This window comes from Salicibibacter cibarius (assembly GCF_016495725.1).
In the GTDB taxonomy this organism is placed as follows: domain Bacteria; phylum Bacillota; class Bacilli; order Bacillales; family Marinococcaceae; genus Salicibibacter; species Salicibibacter cibarius.
In genome coordinates this window covers 1,604,082-1,621,343 of the sequence record NZ_CP054705.1, presented here as the reverse complement: position 1 = coordinate 1,621,343, position 17,262 = coordinate 1,604,082, and the positions used below count along the sequence as shown (strand labels likewise).

Here is a 17,262-nt window from a genome sequence, read left to right as displayed (position 1 = left end):
AAAAGGATGGTTTCCCATTTTGAGAGGGACGATTTTCACGTTTGCATAGGGGATGCCGAAGCTTACACGGCTTCGGCATGGAAAAACCTATGAAGATGGAGGTTTCTTCCGGAAAAAAGTTAAAAAGAAGAAATATGGCGATCCTGATTCCAAAGCAAATGACCGTTTTCTTCCAGCTTGTCCATCGCCTTTTCTGCCGGAAGTTTAGGAAGGAAGAATGTATGTGCGAGAACTTCCAACAAATCCTCTCGCGATTTCATCCTTCTTTTTATTTTTCCTCCGTTATGCATGCGAATCGTCAATTCTTTATTTTTTAATGACAACATTCGCCTTTTCCGCGCGCACCATTTTTCACAGCGCAGTTGTTGCATATATTGGGCCTCGGGCTGATAAGATTTACGGATCGTGTCTCGAAAATCCGGCAATTGGTAACGGCGATCGATAGAAAAGGCCCATTTTCGATCCACAATTCGGTCTGCAATCGTACGGATATACGTGTACTCCCCTTCTTGCTCTCCGGCCATCAAAATGACTTTTTCACCGGCAAAAAGAGGAACGTGTGTCTGTTTATGCTTGTTTAACGGTAACGGGGTTAGCAGTGGTATAGGTGTTCCAACGTCTACATAAAGGGGGGCCCCGGTTTCAGGAGCCAGAACAAGCAGAGCCATATGGTCCCCGCCCGGCTTAAGGAAAAACACCTGAAAACCTAAGGCTTCCAATAGCTTCGAAAATTGCAGGTTGAGGGTGATGCACGTTCCCCCCGTGTGAAACACTCGATGACGCCACAAAAAACGTTCAACATCTTCTGTCACACAGGCTGGATCATGAAAAAAAAGCTTCCCTATGTTTTCAAAAGGAAAGACATGGCGATGTGCGCTTAATAAATGCTTTAAATAAGGCGTAGATGCTTGTTTCTCGGGCATTCCCATTAATCTTAAATAATCATGGACCCATTCCATTCCCATCACCTGACGCTTTCGTTCAATTAAAGTTGGATAATCGCAGATTAATATCGGCCATTACGGCCTCCCGGAGTTCCGCAAGTGCTTGCTGGGCCGTGGAGGGATTCGGTTTTTTTACTCCGAAATAACATTTCATTTTCGGCTCTGTTCCCGAAGGTCTGACACATACCCACGATTCATCTTCACATTTGTATTTAAGCACGTTCGAAGCAGGTAAATGAATGGGAGTTCGATTCCCATTCTTCACAGTGGTCGCCTCGCCCCGTTCATAATCTTCGATGACGGAAACGGTTTGCCCTTCTCCAAAAGATACGGGCGGTTGCGCGCGAAAGGATGCAAGTAACGCTTTTATTTGTTCTTCTCCCTGTTTCCCCTTCAACGTGATAGATTCAATTTCCTCCCGATAATAACCGAACGTTTCGTAAAGGCCTGCCAATTTTTCCGTAAGCGTACGGCCCTTTTGCTTTTCCGACAAGGCCATCTCGGTCACTGCCAAAGCCGTCTGTATGGCATCTTTATCACGCACAAACGGGGCAAGCAAGTATCCATATGATTCTTCATATCCAAACAGGAATGTTCCATCCTCCAGCCCATCTTCATAACACTTCATTTTCTCCGCGATAAATTTAAAACCAGTCAATGTATCCTCGCATGTTACGCCGTAATGATCGGCGAGTGCCCGGCCACTTTCGGAAGTGACGATCGTTTTCAGCACTTTTCCGTTGTCAGGTAACGCTTCCGTATCTTCTCCCAACAGATAATCGAGGAGCAGAAAACCGATCTCATTCCCTGTCAGCAGACGATACCCTCCTTCTTCTTGCTCATCGGGGACTGCCACTCCCAATCGATCGGCATCTGGGTCCGTAGCGATCAACAAATCTGCCTGCCGTTTTCTCCCCAGTGCCTTTGCTAATGCAAACGCTTCTCCCTCCTCGGGGTTCGGTTTTGTCACCGTAGAGAAACCGGGGTCCGGTTCCGCTTGTTCAGGTACAATATGTACATCGGTATATCCATTCGCTTCAAATGCATACTTTAAAGGTTCCAATGCCGTGCCGTGGAGCGGGCTGAATACGACTTGGATGTTACCTCCATTTTGTTGTCCCATCTCTGGGTGCCGGAGAACGGAACCCAGTGCCTGAATGTATTGATCATCCATTTCCGGAGCCAACGTGTGGATAAGGCCGTCTGCTCCCATCTCTTTTTCATCTGCAATTGGAATGGTCAGCTCATCTTGAATAGCCTCCACGTACGCAATGAGTTTCTCGGCAGGTTCCGGTGTCAACTGTGCCCCGTCACTGCCGTACACTTTTAAGCCGTTGTATTCGGCTGGATTATGGCTGGCTGTGATCATAATGCCAGCCGAAGCCTCGCGCTCGCGTACGGCGAACGATAACATTGGGGTAGGCCTTAACGAAGAAAAAATATCGACTTTAACCCCTTCTTTCGCGAGGGTACGCGCAGCCTCTTTCGCAAACAAATCGGAATTTGCGCGGGAATCAAACGCAATGGCCACACTGGGAGCTTCCTCGGTTGCGTGAAGGTAACGGGCTAAACCTAAAGCAGCTTTTCGTACCGTATAACGATTCATCCGGTTCGGTCCCGGACCAAGCTCCCCGCGCATTCCTCCTGTTCCGAAGGTAAGGGTGCGATAAAAACAATCTTCCAAGGCCTCTTCATCTTCACCTTGAATCATCGCTTCCAGCTCGGCACTTAATTGCCGGTCATGTTGCAATCCGCGCCGCCAGCGTTCTATGGTTTCGTACATGATCGATTCTCCCCTCGTTTTCTAAAATGATGACAACCCGCTTGATTCTTGCAATCGGTACAACCAATGCTTCCATATCGCCACTTCTCCATGCTCACTGAAATCATCGGTGTAATGGTTGCCGTCATTGGTCCACAGCATATGAAAATAGTCTTCGACTTCTTGTATGAGCGCGTGATCACCGGGAGCTTTGAGCATAACGTTCGATTCAAGGTTAAGGTCATTCAGGTTTCTGCGCGTATAATTCATTGATCCGCCATTGATCACCGCCGTATCCCCGTCCGTCATGTAGAATAATTTTGTATGATATTGTTCACCGTCCGTATTGTACCAACGCACGTCGATGCGCTCGGAGTATTGGTGCAGTTCATCCGCAACCGGGCGGTTAGGGACGCCTATTCTCTCGTGGCCGAAAGATTCATCATTGGCATCCAAAATCAACCGGATATTTGCTCCGCGGTCCGCTGCATCTTTCAACGCTTGAATCACATCGCGTTCCGAAATATAAAACATTCCGATCCAGATATCATCTCCACTTCCCGCACCTTTAATCGACGTTAAGAGCTCCCTTTTCACCGCACCTTCAGTGATTAATTTGGCATCTAAACCGTTCGCGGAATGGCCTCGTTCCCCATTATACTGCATATTGTCAAAAGCCGTCGTATCCGCCCCTGACATTTCAGCAACCGCTCGTTCACTCTCAATAAAATCGTTCACGATCTCCCCTCTCACCGATAAACCTGCATTAGAATGGTGGGCGCTTGCATCATGGGGATTGGCCGAAGTAACGAGTGCTTCCCTTTCATTGAAGACAACTTTGCGGTGGTTCGCCTTAAAATTCAAAACATCCAAATAGGAACGTGCAGTGACAGGCTCGGCTTCAGCATCAAACGGGCTTGGCAACCATCCTCCCTTTGGGGTGCCGAACCATTGAAAAAATGTACGCCACAACCCGGAATAAATGGCATTGGAATCCCGTAAAGGGACCACGTCCGTCCAAATAACCTGAATGCCCGCATCTTCCATACGTTGAATGTGCTCCGGCGTGCGCGAGCCATAGAAGCTGTTAATGCGATCCGTCGTTACGACGATTGGAAGATCAGGATTCGCTTTCTTTTTTTCAATTAATTGATCACTAAACGAAGAAGCAAGATCCGGAAATGACATATCGGGGTCGTATTCATCATTAAATAAAAACATATCAACGACGATGAAATCATCCGCTTCCGAAATCATCTGTTCAATATGTGCAAAGATCTCGTGATCCTTTTGCATGTCCCCATCCTCTTCGTGTGTGATATCAAACAAAATTTCCGCTTCGGTGCCTTCATGCCATCGTCCCTCATAAGAGGTATTCGGCGGCAACGGCTTGAACATGCCATAAAACATAGCTACGGCATAGGCAACGAGCAATACGCCTATAAGCTTCGCAGCTTGATAACGCTTTAAAGGTTTCCGTTCAAGTCTGTGATTCACTTTCATCTCGCACATCCTTCCAGAATGGAAACGGTCTGTTTTTATCGATGAAGCAATATGTACCTCCTTATTTTAACACGGAAGACCGGAATTGTTGTATGATGATTTCATTCATGCCTTATGTTATGATTTTTTACGGGCCAAAGACGCATATGGAGGTGCCGAAAAACGATGAAATACGAAAAAGCCACTTTTGCAGGCGGATGTTTTTGGTGCATGGTACAACCTTTTGAAGAGATGCCCGGGATTATAAACGTCCGCTCCGGGTACACGGGAGGTCACGCCGCACACCCGTCCTATGAAAATGTCAAAAACGGACATACCGGCCATTTTGAAGCCGTGCAAATCACATATGACCCTCAGCGTTTCCCGTATCAACAACTATTGGACCTTTATTGGGCACAAATTGACCCAACCGATGACGGTGGTCAATTTCACGATCGCGGGCCACAATATCGCACGGCCATTTTTTATCATCAAGAAGACCAGCGCTGCCAAGCACAAACGTCAAAAGAAGCCATTGAAAAGAGCGGCAAATTTAAAGGGGCGCCGATCGTTACCGAAATTTTACCGGCAACAACTTTTTATGAAGCAGAAGAATGGCATCAAAAATTTTACAAAAAACAGCCGGAAGCTTATAAAGAAGATCGCGCTGCATCCGGCCGAGACGCATTTATCCATAAATATTGGCATGCGGATGAATGAGCGAGCACGAAATAAATGCTTGCCCTCTGAGCAGGATTCATACTATAATAAGCAATGGAGCAAACGGCGGGATGTAGCTCAGCTTGGTAGAGCACAAGCATGGGGTGCTTGGGGTCGCAGGTTCAAATCCTGTCATCCCGACCATGACAAATACTTATGTAATGCGGGTTTCGGCAATTGTTCGAGACCCGCATTTTTTATGTTCTGGTGTCAAATTGTAACGGATTGGTCACGATAAGAAGGAATGTTGTATAAAAAGAGGGGATAGAGTCACCGCGTGCCCCATCCCTTTTTTCACTGCTTGACATCTGTATCAAGTACATGCATTTTAAGCTAGCCTATGACTCATACTCCTCGATAATATTCCCCACTTTCGGGACAACATACCCGCTTCCCCCATGTTCCTGTACGTCTTCGACCATCATCGTCACTAACAAATCAGCTTCGTCTGTATCAAAAGCGACAAACCAGCCTAATTGCTCGTTATCGTCATTCTCCGGGCTCTCTTTTAATTCAGTGGTACCGGTTTTACAGCCTGAAACGTATGCTTGCTCATTCGAGCGAAATCAAAACTGCCTTTGGCTTCCTAGATATAATCCTCCATCGTCGGAATGACTTTCCCGATTGGACGCTCCTGCTTGCTCATTGTAAACCAAAAGGGCTTTTTTCATGATGTTCACCTTCCCCATTAAAGGGACGTTCCTTCAAATGAATGCGCTCTTTTATGAGATCAATAAAGGGCAAGGTTACGAAAATCCCCCCTTTTGCCTCATCACCGAATCTGATCGTTGTACACTTCGTTGAGAATTTCATGGCTGGGCTTAGATCCCAAGTTCTTCGTAATCGTTCCCTTCAGGTGCGCTTGGTCCAAATGTTTACCAAGATCGCCGGTTGCTGCTTTACTGCCAACAAGATACGCTCCGTTTAAATTTCTTCTGTTTATCTCTTTGCCTAATAAAGAAGCCAGGCTTTTATACCAGCGATCCTTGTTTTCTTCGAAGCGACGTTGGAAATTATCGTGGCTTGTGTCCGTTGCCGAAGGCGGAGAAGGATCCTGATAATCCACCCAGTCTTCTTTTTTTAAATCCCAGTGGAATATCTTCTCATCACGTATTTCACCGAGCGCTGCTTCAATGAAGGTGACGTCTCTCTGCTGTGCTACGATAATGCCCGTCTCCGGATACTCATGTAATAATTGCTCCAATTGCTTAGTTTCTGCTTGTCTTTCCCAATGAAATGATGTTTCGACAGGAGCCTGGAGAATTTTTACTTTCCATAACTGTCCATCGGCCGAAGCCATAAGGACGAAACCTTTTTGCATATCCTTTTGCTTGTCATAAATGTAATTATGAGCTTTCTCCACAAGGTTTTTTAAGGCTTTCACTTCCTCTTGGTTGTTGCTTTTTTTGGCATAGCCTTCAAGGTCATTCACGCCATTTTTAAGACGGATTTGCCATTCCCCGCGCGTTTGGCTTTGGTCACTAATGTCGGTGTTCAAGTAAATCGTAAGAACACCAATATCATCTTCTTTCTCCCTGATCCTCTTAAGCTCTTTTGCTATGGTGACCATAGAGGTTCTCTCCTTTCTTCTTTGCTACGTTTGTTCTGAGACTTTAACGGCCGACCAAAATATTTTGAACCTATTGTTGGCTTTAGACCCGTTTTAATTTCTTCTTTTCAGTTCGCGATACAACGAGGTTCTGGAAATTTGTGTGATCTCACAGATATGCTTCACGGTATGTCGGCCTTCTCGGTAAAGTTCAACGGCATGATTCATGCCAGGATGATCGCTGTCGTAAGTTTTTTTGCGTCCTTGATATTTGCCTTCATGTTTCGCGGCTTCCATGCCTTCTTGTCGGCGCATCAGGCGAATATTGCCAGAAAATTGTTTAATTTTTCCAATAATGCTTAGGAAATAGCCGTTGTACGGATTGTTCTCGGAGAAATCCAACCACGATTCTGCCAATGAATACAACAAAACGTCTTTTTCCCGCAGGTGAAGAATCACATCTAATAAGTCTTCGGTGCTTCGTATGAGTTTGGATAATTTTGTAACATGGATTTCATCACCTGCTTCAATATTTTGTAATAACCGCTCACGTTCAGGGTATGATTGACTCACCCCGGAGGCGTACTCATGGTAATAATCATCGATCCCCATTGCTTCCATTTGCTGCACCTGATCCCGGTCGTTTTGACTCGTGTATAAGCTAGCTTAACCAAGCGAAATCACCTCTAAATGAAATAATTCAACTGATATAGTTGAACCATCTTCATAACGAATATTCAGCGGATACAATAAGGTGATGGTCTGCTATTCCCACGTATAAACCTATTTTAAACAATGTTTTTCACCAAATTTGTTAGTTTAACAAAAATTCTTGGAGGGAACGGAATGAAAAACCCATCATTTTGAAACAATCTTATTGAATCAGGAAGGTGATAAAAAAATTCAGCGTACCGATCAACACAAACAAAAGAGGAAGCATCGTGAACGCGTGACGATCAACGAATCACTGATCGGTCCCCATCCTGAAAGGCACCAAAAATATCGGTGTTCTACCACTTCTGGTCAGTATAAACGAAACGATTATGCAGGGTGTTTTGCAACAAAGCTCCGAGGAGACCTGTGCCCATCTCGTGATTGACCTATCGGGCATCCCTTCCGACAGTCTCGAAAAGCTTTCCAAAATGATCCTCGCCTTGGAGCACATCGGCGTGAATGTGGTCGTCAGTGGTCTCCGTCCTGACACAGCTCAGAAAATGGGCCATGATGGCGTGTTCCCTTTTGATAACCAACGCTGTTTTCCCGGTCTACCAAGCCTTAAACTCGCTGGATGTTCCCATGGAACCAAGAGGGACCGAAGGACGAAGCCTTATTTAAAGAACAGAAAAACAGGCTCGAACCGAAGGGAACAAAACACACACTTTGATTTTTCTGGATAATGGCCACGTAGTCGTCTCTGCTGTGCGAAAAAAGCGTTTAATTCGAAGAATAAATGGTAATAGACGTTACCCTAATAAAAAGGAAAGGAGCCACGCTATGAGTAACCATAAAAGCGATAAAATGAAATCCGCCGTGAGTAGAGCAAAAGGAGAAGTTAAAGATCAAGTCGGCAATGTTAAAAATGACCCAACCATGCAAGCCGATGGAAAAAAAGACAAAGCCAAAGGAAAAACGCAAGATGCCGTGAGTGAGGCGAAAAAAGGAGAGGAGGAAAACGAAGAAATGGGCGATAAAATGAAAGGGGCCTTCAATAAGGCCAAAGGGGAAGTCAAAGATCAAGTCGGCAAAGTCAAGGATGATAAAAGCAAGCAAGCCGAGGGGAAGAAAGATAAGATTAAAGGAAAAACACAAGATGCGGCCGGTGAAGCAAAAAAAAACCAAGATTAACAGCTTTAACGTCCATGAGGACGGTCCTCATGGACCTCTTAATGTCTACGATTGCAGTACAAAGAGACTTATAAAGACGTCATTGACAACAATACCGCTTTTACTTTGAGACTGCTGAATAACGGAAAAAGACTGGCACATAAGCATTTTCCGTTGGTGTTGTCAAAGCTGGATGCAAGAAAATCCATCCTATAACCAGAAAAACCCTTGCACGTTTGGCAACGTACGGAGCGATGACGGCTGCGATGGCGTAGACATCAAAACAGACGCGTCAAGACTCCAGCGCCGGTTTTGCGCGAGGAGGCTTGAGCGTTCGTCTGCGGAAAGCGAAGCCATGGAAGCGGCATCCCGGCTTCAGCTGATATCAAAAAGGAAGGAGGGACGGGTATGTTCGGCCTCACAGATATACCCCGCTTACTGATGTCAGCCTTAATTATTTTACCTATCGTCATGCTCATCAGGGAAAGTGGTTATTATCTGATAGCTACATTGTTAGGTTCCACGTACAAAAAACTTACCATCGGATGTGGGCCGGTGTTATTTCAAAGACCTACACTGGAAGTCCGGAAATATTTCTTTATGTATAGCTGGATGGATTATGACGAGCTTCGTCCTGATAGCAAACTTTGGCATGGTTTAATCTATGCCTCCCCGATTCTTACTATGATCTTTACCGCCATGATCCTTAACGCTTTGCTTGGACAAGGCATCATCGGGGAAAATATGTTTTGGGATATTTTCCTCTTTTATCTGTTTTTCTATGTGTTGTTCGAGGCGATGCCCGTCTACCTCCCTGATGGCCAACCCACGAATGGCCGAGCACTTTTTGATTTGGTTTGGCATGGCGAGCGTTCCGATTTTATCAAGCAAGATGCTGATACGGAAAGCGAACAGATGCAGCATGTTACAAATGATCAAGGGGATACAGCCTCCGGTCAAACAGCGAGTACACAAGCCCAACAAGCAACGATGGAGAACATGAAGCGCGATCAACGCGAACGTGATGATCATACGGAACCCAAGACCTCCGGTGATCTCAAGCGCTCATATACAAACGCCCAGGAGGAAACGATGCAAAACCGCGATCGAGATCAAAAGGAACGTAAGGATCATGCCAGAGCGAAATGAAAAAAGCACGGGGGACAAGCCCGTGCTTTCTTGATGATTATTGTGCCAACACGTTTTCCTGCTCCTTTCGAAAAAACCATTGCAATGCATTAAACACATGTTTTTTTTCTTTTAAAATATAGTAACGGAACCTCGGGTCATCAATGGACTGAAAGACATTCATTAACGTAGAATGGCGGCTATATGCATTCACTTCTCCATAGCCAAACATGTTCGCCTTTTCCATAATTTTCTTAAGCAATTGCAAGCAATACTTATTGTCCGATGTTAGATTATCCCCATCGGAAAAATGAAAGGGGTAAATATTGTAGAGTTGCGGATCATAGTGATTTTCGATCCGTTCCAACGCCAATTCATAAGCGGATGAACAGATCGTGCCCCCGCTCTCCCCTTTTGAAAAAAACTGTTCTTCATCGACCACTTTCGCCTCGGTGTGATGGGCGATAAATTCAATTTCCACTGATTCATACTTCGTTCTCAGAAAACGCGTCATCCAGAAAAAGAAACTGCGAGCCATGTATTTTTCCCATTTCCCCATCGAACCGGACGTATCCAACATGGCAAGAATAATCGCTTTTGATTCAGGCTTTTCCCGGTCATTCCATGTTTTAAAGCGTAAGTCATCACGATAAATGGGATTAATGGTCGATTTCCCCTCTATCGCATTTCGCCTCAGCGCCGAGAGAATCGTCCTTTTTTTATCAATGTTCCCCATTAACCCCTGTTTACGCACATCATTAAATTCAATGTCTTCAACAACTAGATTATCATCTTCTTTACGCTGTAAGTTGGGCAATTCCAAATGCTGAAACAACGCTTCTTCAAGATCTGCGATGGACACTTCCGCTTCATAGTAATCTTCTCCTGCCTGGTCTCCTGGCTTCGATCCTTTCTGACCGCCTTGCCCTTTTTGTTTCCCAGAACGCGCGACAACATCACCGACTTCACTGTCCCCATCCCCTTGGCCGACATGCTTATTCTTGTCATCGCTATACCGGATTTTATACTCATCCAACGATCGAATGGGAACTCGAATGATATCTCTGCCATTGGACATTACAATGCTTTCATCTGTGACGAGGTCTTGTAAGTTTTTCTGAATCGCATCCTTTACTTTTTCTTCATGCCTGCGTTGATCTTGGTACCCTTTTCTGTGGAGGGACCAATTTTCTTCAGAAATGACAAAGGATGGCTTCCGATTGTTACTCATCTTAAACCCCTCCTTTGGGATTTTTTAGTCACTATAAACGTTTATAACCGAGTTAGCACTCCTTTTCACGACATCTCGGACACGTCGTGTTCTACCATCCTATGCAGCAGAATCTTAGAATTGTATTAATTCCTTAGAAAAAAAAGACCCATTAAGGGTCTTAATCAATAAATGTAAATTCATCGAGCGGCCAATACCGGAGACTCGCTTCCCCGACTACATCTTCATATGGAACAAAGCCGATGCTACGGCTATCCTGGCTATTGTTGCGATTATCTCCCAGCACAAATAAATGATCGTCCGGAACAATCGATTCGGATGTTACTTCCTCAAGGGTAAAATCTTCCGTAATTTCCCCGTTATACGCATCATCTAAAAATGGCTCTTCCACAGCTTCATCATTAATATATAATGTGTCATCCTCGTAGCGTATGTCATCTCCGGGAATCCCGATCACCCGTTTTATATAATCGCTTTCTTCGGTCGCGTTAAAGACGATAAGATCGTTTCGGTCCGGCTCAGAGAATTCATAGCCGATTTTGTTAATAATCAGTCGCTCTCCGCTTTCGATTGTCGGCATCATAGACTCCCCATGGACCATATAATTTGCAAATAAAAACGTGCGAACAATGAATACGATGATAATGACAACTGCAAATGTTACAACCCAATCCCATAATTCCTTCGCGATCTTGTTCACATCTATTCCCCCATTTTCATTCCACTTATTAATGTACCATTCATTCATTCCCACGACAAACGAAATCTGCCTAGTGCAGGGTGGTTGAATTATCCGGTCAATGAAGCAGCAATTAAAAGGCATGAGCGCTAATCAAGTAAATTTCCAGCGCTACCTGTATGGTGAAGATATTATTTTACGCTTTGCCTTTTATTTTGTCCTCATCTACGCCCGGTGGGGACTAATATCTGTCTTTTCTCGATTATTTAGAGCCACAACCACAGGTGATCACTGATTTCAGCCGTTCAGCACTAATTTTTCAGCGAGACCGGTTTCTGACCTAGTGGCATGTTTAAGAAGTTCTCTCCTATGAAAATGCGATGAATTTATAAAAACCGATTTGCTTGCATAAAAGCCAGATATCTATGCAAGCATGGACCAAAATGCTAATCGAATTTACCCCTATCAAAAAGCTACATCGGATCAGTCAAAGCGGGTCCATCCATTTAAGGGATGAGATCGGGTTTGGTGTACCTCTAGGAGTGTTATCCCCCTTCATAGAGGGACGGGAACAGTTCTCGTTAGAAAACTTGATTTATCGCCAAGAATTGCGAAAAGATCAGCATAACCAAAATATGACATAATTATACTTTTTTGCACTAAATTAGTTATTCATTATTGGTGGTGGTGGCATAGTTTTGGCCACCGTAGGTGTTTCTTACCTGCGAAGGATTTTCCGATACGTTCCACTAGTTCAAGGTCGCTTAATTACCCGGTCATGGGGACAGTTGGAATGAGCTCGGGCGTCAACGCTTCGGGCTCCCTAACGGACAATTTACCGCGTCATGGCGACCGAAAAAGCGGTCGGTTCTCGTGTTCGGTCGCCATAACCGTTTTATGACGACCGTAATGGCTTAAATCGAAAGAGTTCGGGCGTCATAGCCGCTTCATGATGACCGAAAAGGCTTGTATCGAAAGAATTCGGTCGACATGGCTGCCTCATGGCGACCGAACGAGCGATTAGCTTTCGTTTTCGGTCACCATGAGAACCGTTTCATGGTGACCGGGGAGTCATGCTTCGCAAGAAGACACTCAGTCATTGGCGATAACCTTTGATACCTTAATTCAGGGTGTGGCCGTTTAATCCAATCGATCACTAACCCCAGTTTGAAGCTCTTCCGGTCGTCGGTGTGATCGCTTATTTCCGACAGGCTGGCCTAGATTTATTACACACTTTTTGATTTTTTGCTTGCATTTTTCCTGTTTTTTGTAAAGAATATGGATAGGTATGTAACGCATTCATCTATGTTTACGACTAATCAAAGAGGGCACCAATGGGGTGAAAGAAAAATATGAATCACTTGCTCATTTCTATTTTGCTTGTCCATTTATTAACGATTCCCGAGCTTGCCCATTCCCAAGTATCTTACGATCAACCTCCTGCAGTCGAAATGGAACGGGAGGGGGATCAAGTGACGTTGGATTGGGGGCCGCATCCAAATACAGGATACCAAATATCTATCGTCGATTCTTATGAAGGAGACCATGGGTACAACATTGTTTATTCACTCTCTTATCCTCCACAGGATGACCAAGATGGCATTTTGCATACAGACACCCACCCACAGGCAAAAACCGCGATTCCTGAGGATGTTCAAAATGTGCGATTACATGAGGAAAGAAATGGAATAATTTACGAACAGTTTCCGACAACTGATGTCCACGAACGCTATTCATGGACACTGGAATTCGATGAAGATGTGTCGGAAGAGGACGTAAGCAATGATTTGATTTATGTCGTAGACGATGAAAATGAAAGGCAAGACAATGTCATTCTCATCTCTTCTCCGACACAAATTCAAGTGCTTCCACCAACAGACGGCTATGAAACCGGGGGTTTATATCACTTGTATATCGATCCTTCGTTGGAAAGCCAAAATGGCTCCACATTGGAGCAAGGGTACAAGCAATCGTTCTACATTAATGCGGACCACCATGAATGGCAACCGCCCAACCTGGTAGAAAATCATACCTTTAGGTTCGATCCTGTTAATGAAGAGGAAGAGGAAGAAGAGGCTTCGGAGAGCGAACGAATTTATAGCGTCTTCCCGGTCGACATCGAAGGCGACCAGGATGAAGCTTACGTCATTCGCCAGCTTGACCCCTATGATGAAGAGGAAGTCGTTATTCCTCCTGTCACAACCCCATCGTTTTTCTTGCCGGTTCATCCGCTGTTACCTTACCCGCATCAATATGGGGTGTATGAACTGCATTGACGATGAAAAAAATCGAGTGGGGAAAGAGTCCCCACTCGATTTTTACTTTAGCGATTTAATAAACTGCCGACATACTTGAGAAGATCATTCGCGGAATGGGTGTTGTACCCGTGTTCATCAACAAGACGCGCAATCACTTCATTGATTTTTTTCAATTGCTCCTCATCCGGCGTTTGCACGGACGTTGTTATTTTTACAACATCTTTTAAATCGGCAAATAATTTCTTTTGGATCGCCTCCCTGAGACGTTCATGAGAATTGTAATCAAATTTGTGTCCTTTGCGTGCATAAGCCGATATACGGATGAGTATTTCTTCACGAAATGCTTTTTTTGCATTTTCGGAAATGCCGATTTGCTCTTCAATGGAGCGCATGAGTTTTTCATCGGCGTTTAATTCATCCCCGGTGATCGGGTCATAGATTGTGTGATTGTTACAGTATGCTTCAACGTTATCCAAGTAATTATTGACGAGTGTTTTTGCTTGCTCTTCATAAGAATAGACAAATGCTTTTTGAACCTCTTTTTTAGCAATTTCATCATATTCCCGGCGGGCGACGGAGATAAAATCTTTATAACGTTCCCGGTCTTCTTTGCTAATCGATGCATGTTGATCCAAACCTTCTTTCAATGACCGCAGGACATCAAGGGCATTAATGGACGTTGCATCTTTACGAATGATTGCCGATGAAATGCGATTAATAACGTAACGGGGATCGATACCCGACATGCCTTCATCTTGATATTCATTTTTCAAATCTTTCACGTCTTGATCTTTAAATCCTTCCACGATTTCTCCATCATAAAGGCGGAGTTTTTTCAAGAGATCAATGCCTTGATTTTGCGATTCCTTCAACCTCGTAAGCACGGAAAATATCGCCGCGGTCCGCAATGCATGAGGGGCAATATGCACGTGCGTCATATCGCTTTCCGCGATCATTTTATCATAAATGCGTTCTTCTTCGGTCACTTTTAAATTATAGGGGACGTTCATGACGATGATTCTCGATTGCAAGGCTTCATTCTTTTTATTATTGATAAATGAACGATATTCCGCTTCATTCGTATGGGCAACGATCAGTTCATCCGCGCTTATCAAAGCAAAACGGCCAGCTTTGAAGTTTCCTTCTTGCGATAAGGAAAGCAAATGCCAAAGAAATTTCTCATCACTTTTAAGCATTTCCTGAAATTCCATAAGCCCGCGGTTGGCTTTGTTTAATTCCCCGTCAAAACGGTATGCTCGCGGATCGGATTCTGAGCCATATTCGGCAATCGTGGAAAAATCAATGCTGCCGGTTAGGTCGGCAATGTCCTGAGATTTGGGGTCGGACGGGCTAAAGGTTCCGATGCCGGTTCTGCGGTCCTCGGAAAAGAAGATCCGCTCCACCATCACATCTTCTACCCGTCCCCCGTACTCTTGTTCCAAGCGCATCGTATTAAGCGGCGAAAGCGCCCCTTCCACTCGAATTCCATACTCTTCATAAAATTCATCACGAAGATGATAAGGGATTAAATGAAGCGGGTCTTCTTGCATCGGACAGCCTTTGATCGCGTACACAGCCCCCTCGTCCGTGTAAGAATAATCCTCCAACCCACGCTTTAATAAGTTTACAATCGTGGACTTTCCGCCGCTGACCGGGCCCATAAGTAACAGAATCCGTTTGCGCACATCGAGGCGTTTAGCTGCCGAATGAAAATATTCTTCCACCAACTTCTCAATCGAATCTTCAAGTCCAAAGAGTTGTTTACTGAAGAAAGGATAGCGTGTGACATCTTCCTCTTCGTCTTCTTCCACCCCTTGGTTTCTGATCATATTATATACCCTCGAATGGGCTGTTTGCGCAATTTCCGGCCGTTCTTCCAACATTTCCAAATACTCTTTAAACGTGCCTTCCCACCTTAAATTCTCTTGGTCATTGCGATGCTTCTGCATTTTTTCTAAAATATCCACCGATTGGCCTCCCTTTTAATGAATCTTCCCTGAGTCTAATAGACGGTGAATGCTAAAGAAGCCGGGGGTCCTTTTGACGGAACTCCGGGACTTAGAATTAATTGCTTGTGTCTTGCATTCTATGCAGGAAAGCAAGACGCGATAACCATTTGAGAAAAAAGGTCGTCCTTATTTTTTTAAAAAGAAACCCGGCATAAACCGGGTTTTTTAAGATTCACGTATGAAAAACGACGTCAAACGAACGTAGACGGTTCGTCGTTGATGGCTGTTGTTCACCGGAAGATTTACCGCCGTGTGCTTTTTTGAATGCATCGCTTTCCAGCCAGTTTTCGTAGTCTTCCTTAGCTTCCCACTTCGTATAAACGACTAACGTATCCGTTTCTTCTTCACTTTCCAAGAAAAGAAATTCCAAACAACCGTGCACATCCTTCATCCGATCTTTGCTTTTTTCAAATCGCGCTTTCAAATGATCTTTTTGATCCGGTTCCACTTTCAGTTCATTCATCACCACATACATCGTAGCGACGCCTCCTTTATTCGTGTCATCCACAATTAGTATAGCTTGCCAAGCCACAGTATGGCAACGGATGCATAGGTCGCCTCCTTTTTGTCAAAAGTACCCGTATACAATCAGGATCATTTCCGTTATAATAAGGGAAAAGCAATTATTGTATGCGTACTTACATAATAAAAGGAGGCCATTCGTAATGGACATACTTCTTATACTCGGCGTTTGCCTCGCCTTCCTCGTCTCCATCTGGACAGCCGGACGCAATTCAAAGCCCCATCAACAATAATGGAATGCCAATACCCTTGCTTCTGCAAGGGTATTTTTGTTCACTGAAGGCTGGGAAACGATTGCTGGCGCAATGCTTCATAAACAACAACGGCAACGGCGTTCGAAAGATTGAGCGACCGCACTTGATCATTTTGCGGCAAACGGATGCAGCGCTCCGGATACGCTCGTGCAATACTTGCCGGCAATCCCTTCGTTTCTTTTCCGAAAATAAAATAATAATCGTGCTTGTCATCCCGGTAATCACAGGATGAATAAGGCACGCTCCCTGTCGTTTCAACGAAATAAAGACTCTCTCGCTTTTTATCCGCTAAAAAAGCATCAAGAGAATCATGATGCTGAATAAGAACATGCGGCCAATAATCACAGCCGGCACGTTTTAACATGCGATCTTCCGTCGAAAATCCCAGAGGGTGAATTAAATGGAGAAACACCCCGGTTCCCGCGCTCGTTCTGGCAATGTTCCCTGTATTAGCCGGAATTTCCGGTTCATGTAAAACAATATGTAGGCTCATTCCACTTGCCACCTTTGTATGAATTCACGCTCTTAGTATAGCATACTTCCAGGCTTCCCGAACCGTCCCGGAAAGCCTGGCGATCTGTATCAAAAAATCTTTCTCCTTTAAGGGACAGGGTTTACTTTGTTTCCCTTGTTCCTCTCGGAGCAGCTCGACTTCCGGTTGAGGGATTACTTCTTCTCCCTTGTTCCTCTCAGAGCAGCTCGACTTCCGGTTGAGGGATTACTTTCTCTTTCTTGTTCCTCTCAGAGCAGCCCGACCTTCGGCAGAGGGATTACTTCTTCTCTCTTGTTCTTCTCGGAGCAGCTCGACCTTCGGCAGAGGGATTACTTTCTCTCCCTTGTTCTTCTCGGAGCAGCTCGACCTTCGGCAGAGGGATTACTTTCTCTTTCTTGTTCCTCTCG

Annotated in this window: 15 protein-coding genes, 1 tRNA gene and 1 pseudogene; 5 read left to right on the top strand and 12 right to left on the bottom strand. The window is 44.8% G+C overall.

Going from position 1 to position 17,262, the window contains the following annotated elements; all coding sequences use genetic code 11:
* Positions 1–119: 119 nt before the first annotated feature.
* From HUG15_RS08550 to HUG15_RS08540, 3 genes are read right to left on the bottom strand one after another with little or no spacing between them, the layout of a single operon-like run.
* On the bottom strand, positions 120–959 hold the full coding sequence (locus HUG15_RS08550; protein WP_211202364.1) for an arylamine N-acetyltransferase: 840 nt from the start codon (positions 957–959) through the stop codon (positions 120–122).
* 22 nt (positions 960–981) lie between these two features.
* On the bottom strand, positions 982–2,727 hold the full coding sequence (locus HUG15_RS08545) for a phospho-sugar mutase (RefSeq protein ID WP_200128238.1): 1,746 nt from the start codon (positions 2,725–2,727) through the stop codon (positions 982–984).
* 21 nt (positions 2,728–2,748) lie between these two features.
* The gene (locus HUG15_RS08540) at positions 2,749–4,209 is read right to left on the bottom strand and encodes a phospholipase D family protein (RefSeq protein ID WP_200128237.1); all 1,461 of its coding nucleotides are present in this window, start codon (positions 4,207–4,209) and stop codon (positions 2,749–2,751) included.
* A gap of 165 nt (positions 4,210–4,374) precedes the next feature.
* Here HUG15_RS08540 and msrA point away from each other — a divergent pair, with 165 nt between their 5' ends.
* On the top strand, positions 4,375–4,908 hold the full coding sequence (gene msrA / locus HUG15_RS08535; protein ID WP_200128236.1) for a peptide-methionine (S)-S-oxide reductase MsrA: 534 nt from the start codon (positions 4,375–4,377) through the stop codon (positions 4,906–4,908).
* A gap of 67 nt (positions 4,909–4,975) precedes the next feature.
* Positions 4,976–5,052 (top strand) — tRNA-Pro (locus HUG15_RS08530).
* 194 nt (positions 5,053–5,246) lie between these two features.
* On the opposite strand, the pseudogene HUG15_RS23625 reads toward HUG15_RS08530, so the two are convergent.
* The 3 genes and pseudogenes from HUG15_RS23625 to HUG15_RS08515 form a co-directional block, all read right to left on the bottom strand.
* Positions 5,247–5,393, bottom strand: a pseudogene (locus HUG15_RS23625) (hypothetical protein); the annotation flags it as partial.
* A gap of 287 nt (positions 5,394–5,680) precedes the next feature.
* Positions 5,681–6,478 carry a VLRF1 family aeRF1-type release factor gene (locus HUG15_RS08520; RefSeq protein ID WP_200128235.1) on the bottom strand — a complete coding sequence of 266 codons (798 nt, stop codon included), beginning with the start codon at positions 6,476–6,478 and terminating at the stop codon, positions 5,681–5,683.
* Between the two features lie 93 nt (positions 6,479–6,571).
* Complete coding sequence (locus tag HUG15_RS08515; RefSeq protein ID WP_211202363.1) at positions 6,572–7,078, bottom strand: recombinase family protein; 507 nt, start codon at positions 7,076–7,078, stop codon at positions 6,572–6,574.
* Between the two features lie 873 nt (positions 7,079–7,951).
* On the opposite strand from HUG15_RS08515, the gene HUG15_RS23495 reads away from it, so the two are divergent.
* Positions 7,952–8,302 (top strand): CsbD family protein, encoded by a 351-nt coding sequence (locus HUG15_RS23495; protein WP_343073153.1) that lies wholly within the window; start codon positions 7,952–7,954, stop codon positions 8,300–8,302.
* Between the two features lie 189 nt (positions 8,303–8,491).
* Here the strand turns inward: HUG15_RS23495 and HUG15_RS08505 are convergent, their stop codons facing one another.
* Complete coding sequence (locus HUG15_RS08505; protein ID WP_200128232.1) at positions 8,492–8,638, bottom strand: hypothetical protein; 147 nt, start codon at positions 8,636–8,638, stop codon at positions 8,492–8,494.
* Positions 8,639–8,689: 51 nt separating this feature from the next.
* On the opposite strand from HUG15_RS08505, the gene HUG15_RS08500 reads away from it, so the two are divergent.
* Complete coding sequence (locus tag HUG15_RS08500; RefSeq protein WP_200128231.1) at positions 8,690–9,430, top strand: hypothetical protein; 741 nt, start codon at positions 8,690–8,692, stop codon at positions 9,428–9,430.
* A 37-nt stretch (positions 9,431–9,467) separates the two neighbouring features.
* Here the strand turns inward: HUG15_RS08500 and yhbH are convergent, their stop codons facing one another.
* Positions 9,468–10,640 carry a sporulation protein YhbH gene (yhbH, locus tag HUG15_RS08495; RefSeq protein ID WP_200128230.1) on the bottom strand — a complete coding sequence of 391 codons (1,173 nt, stop codon included), beginning with the start codon at positions 10,638–10,640 and terminating at the stop codon, positions 9,468–9,470.
* A gap of 160 nt (positions 10,641–10,800) precedes the next feature.
* Entirely contained in the window at positions 10,801–11,340 is a 540-nt protein-coding gene (gene lepB / locus HUG15_RS08490) for a signal peptidase I (protein ID WP_246516559.1), read from the bottom strand.
* A 1,331-nt stretch (positions 11,341–12,671) separates the two neighbouring features.
* Here lepB and HUG15_RS08480 point away from each other — a divergent pair.
* A complete protein-coding gene (locus tag HUG15_RS08480; RefSeq protein WP_200128227.1) occupies positions 12,672–13,595 on the top strand; it encodes a hypothetical protein in 924 nt (307 codons plus the stop codon).
* Between the two features lie 47 nt (positions 13,596–13,642).
* Here the strand turns inward: HUG15_RS08480 and HUG15_RS08475 are convergent, their stop codons facing one another.
* The 3 genes from HUG15_RS08475 to HUG15_RS08465 form a co-directional block, all read right to left on the bottom strand.
* Positions 13,643–15,544: a PrkA family serine protein kinase gene (locus tag HUG15_RS08475; protein WP_200128226.1), complete on the bottom strand. Its 1,902-nt coding sequence runs from the start codon at positions 15,542–15,544 to the stop codon at positions 13,643–13,645.
* A gap of 214 nt (positions 15,545–15,758) precedes the next feature.
* A complete protein-coding gene (locus tag HUG15_RS08470) occupies positions 15,759–16,061 on the bottom strand; it encodes an antibiotic biosynthesis monooxygenase family protein (RefSeq protein ID WP_200128902.1) in 303 nt (100 codons plus the stop codon).
* 320 nt (positions 16,062–16,381) lie between these two features.
* Positions 16,382–16,855 (bottom strand): tRNA (cytidine(34)-2'-O)-methyltransferase, encoded by a 474-nt coding sequence (locus HUG15_RS08465; RefSeq protein WP_200128225.1) that lies wholly within the window; start codon positions 16,853–16,855, stop codon positions 16,382–16,384.
* Positions 16,856–17,262: the final 407 nt, after the last annotated feature.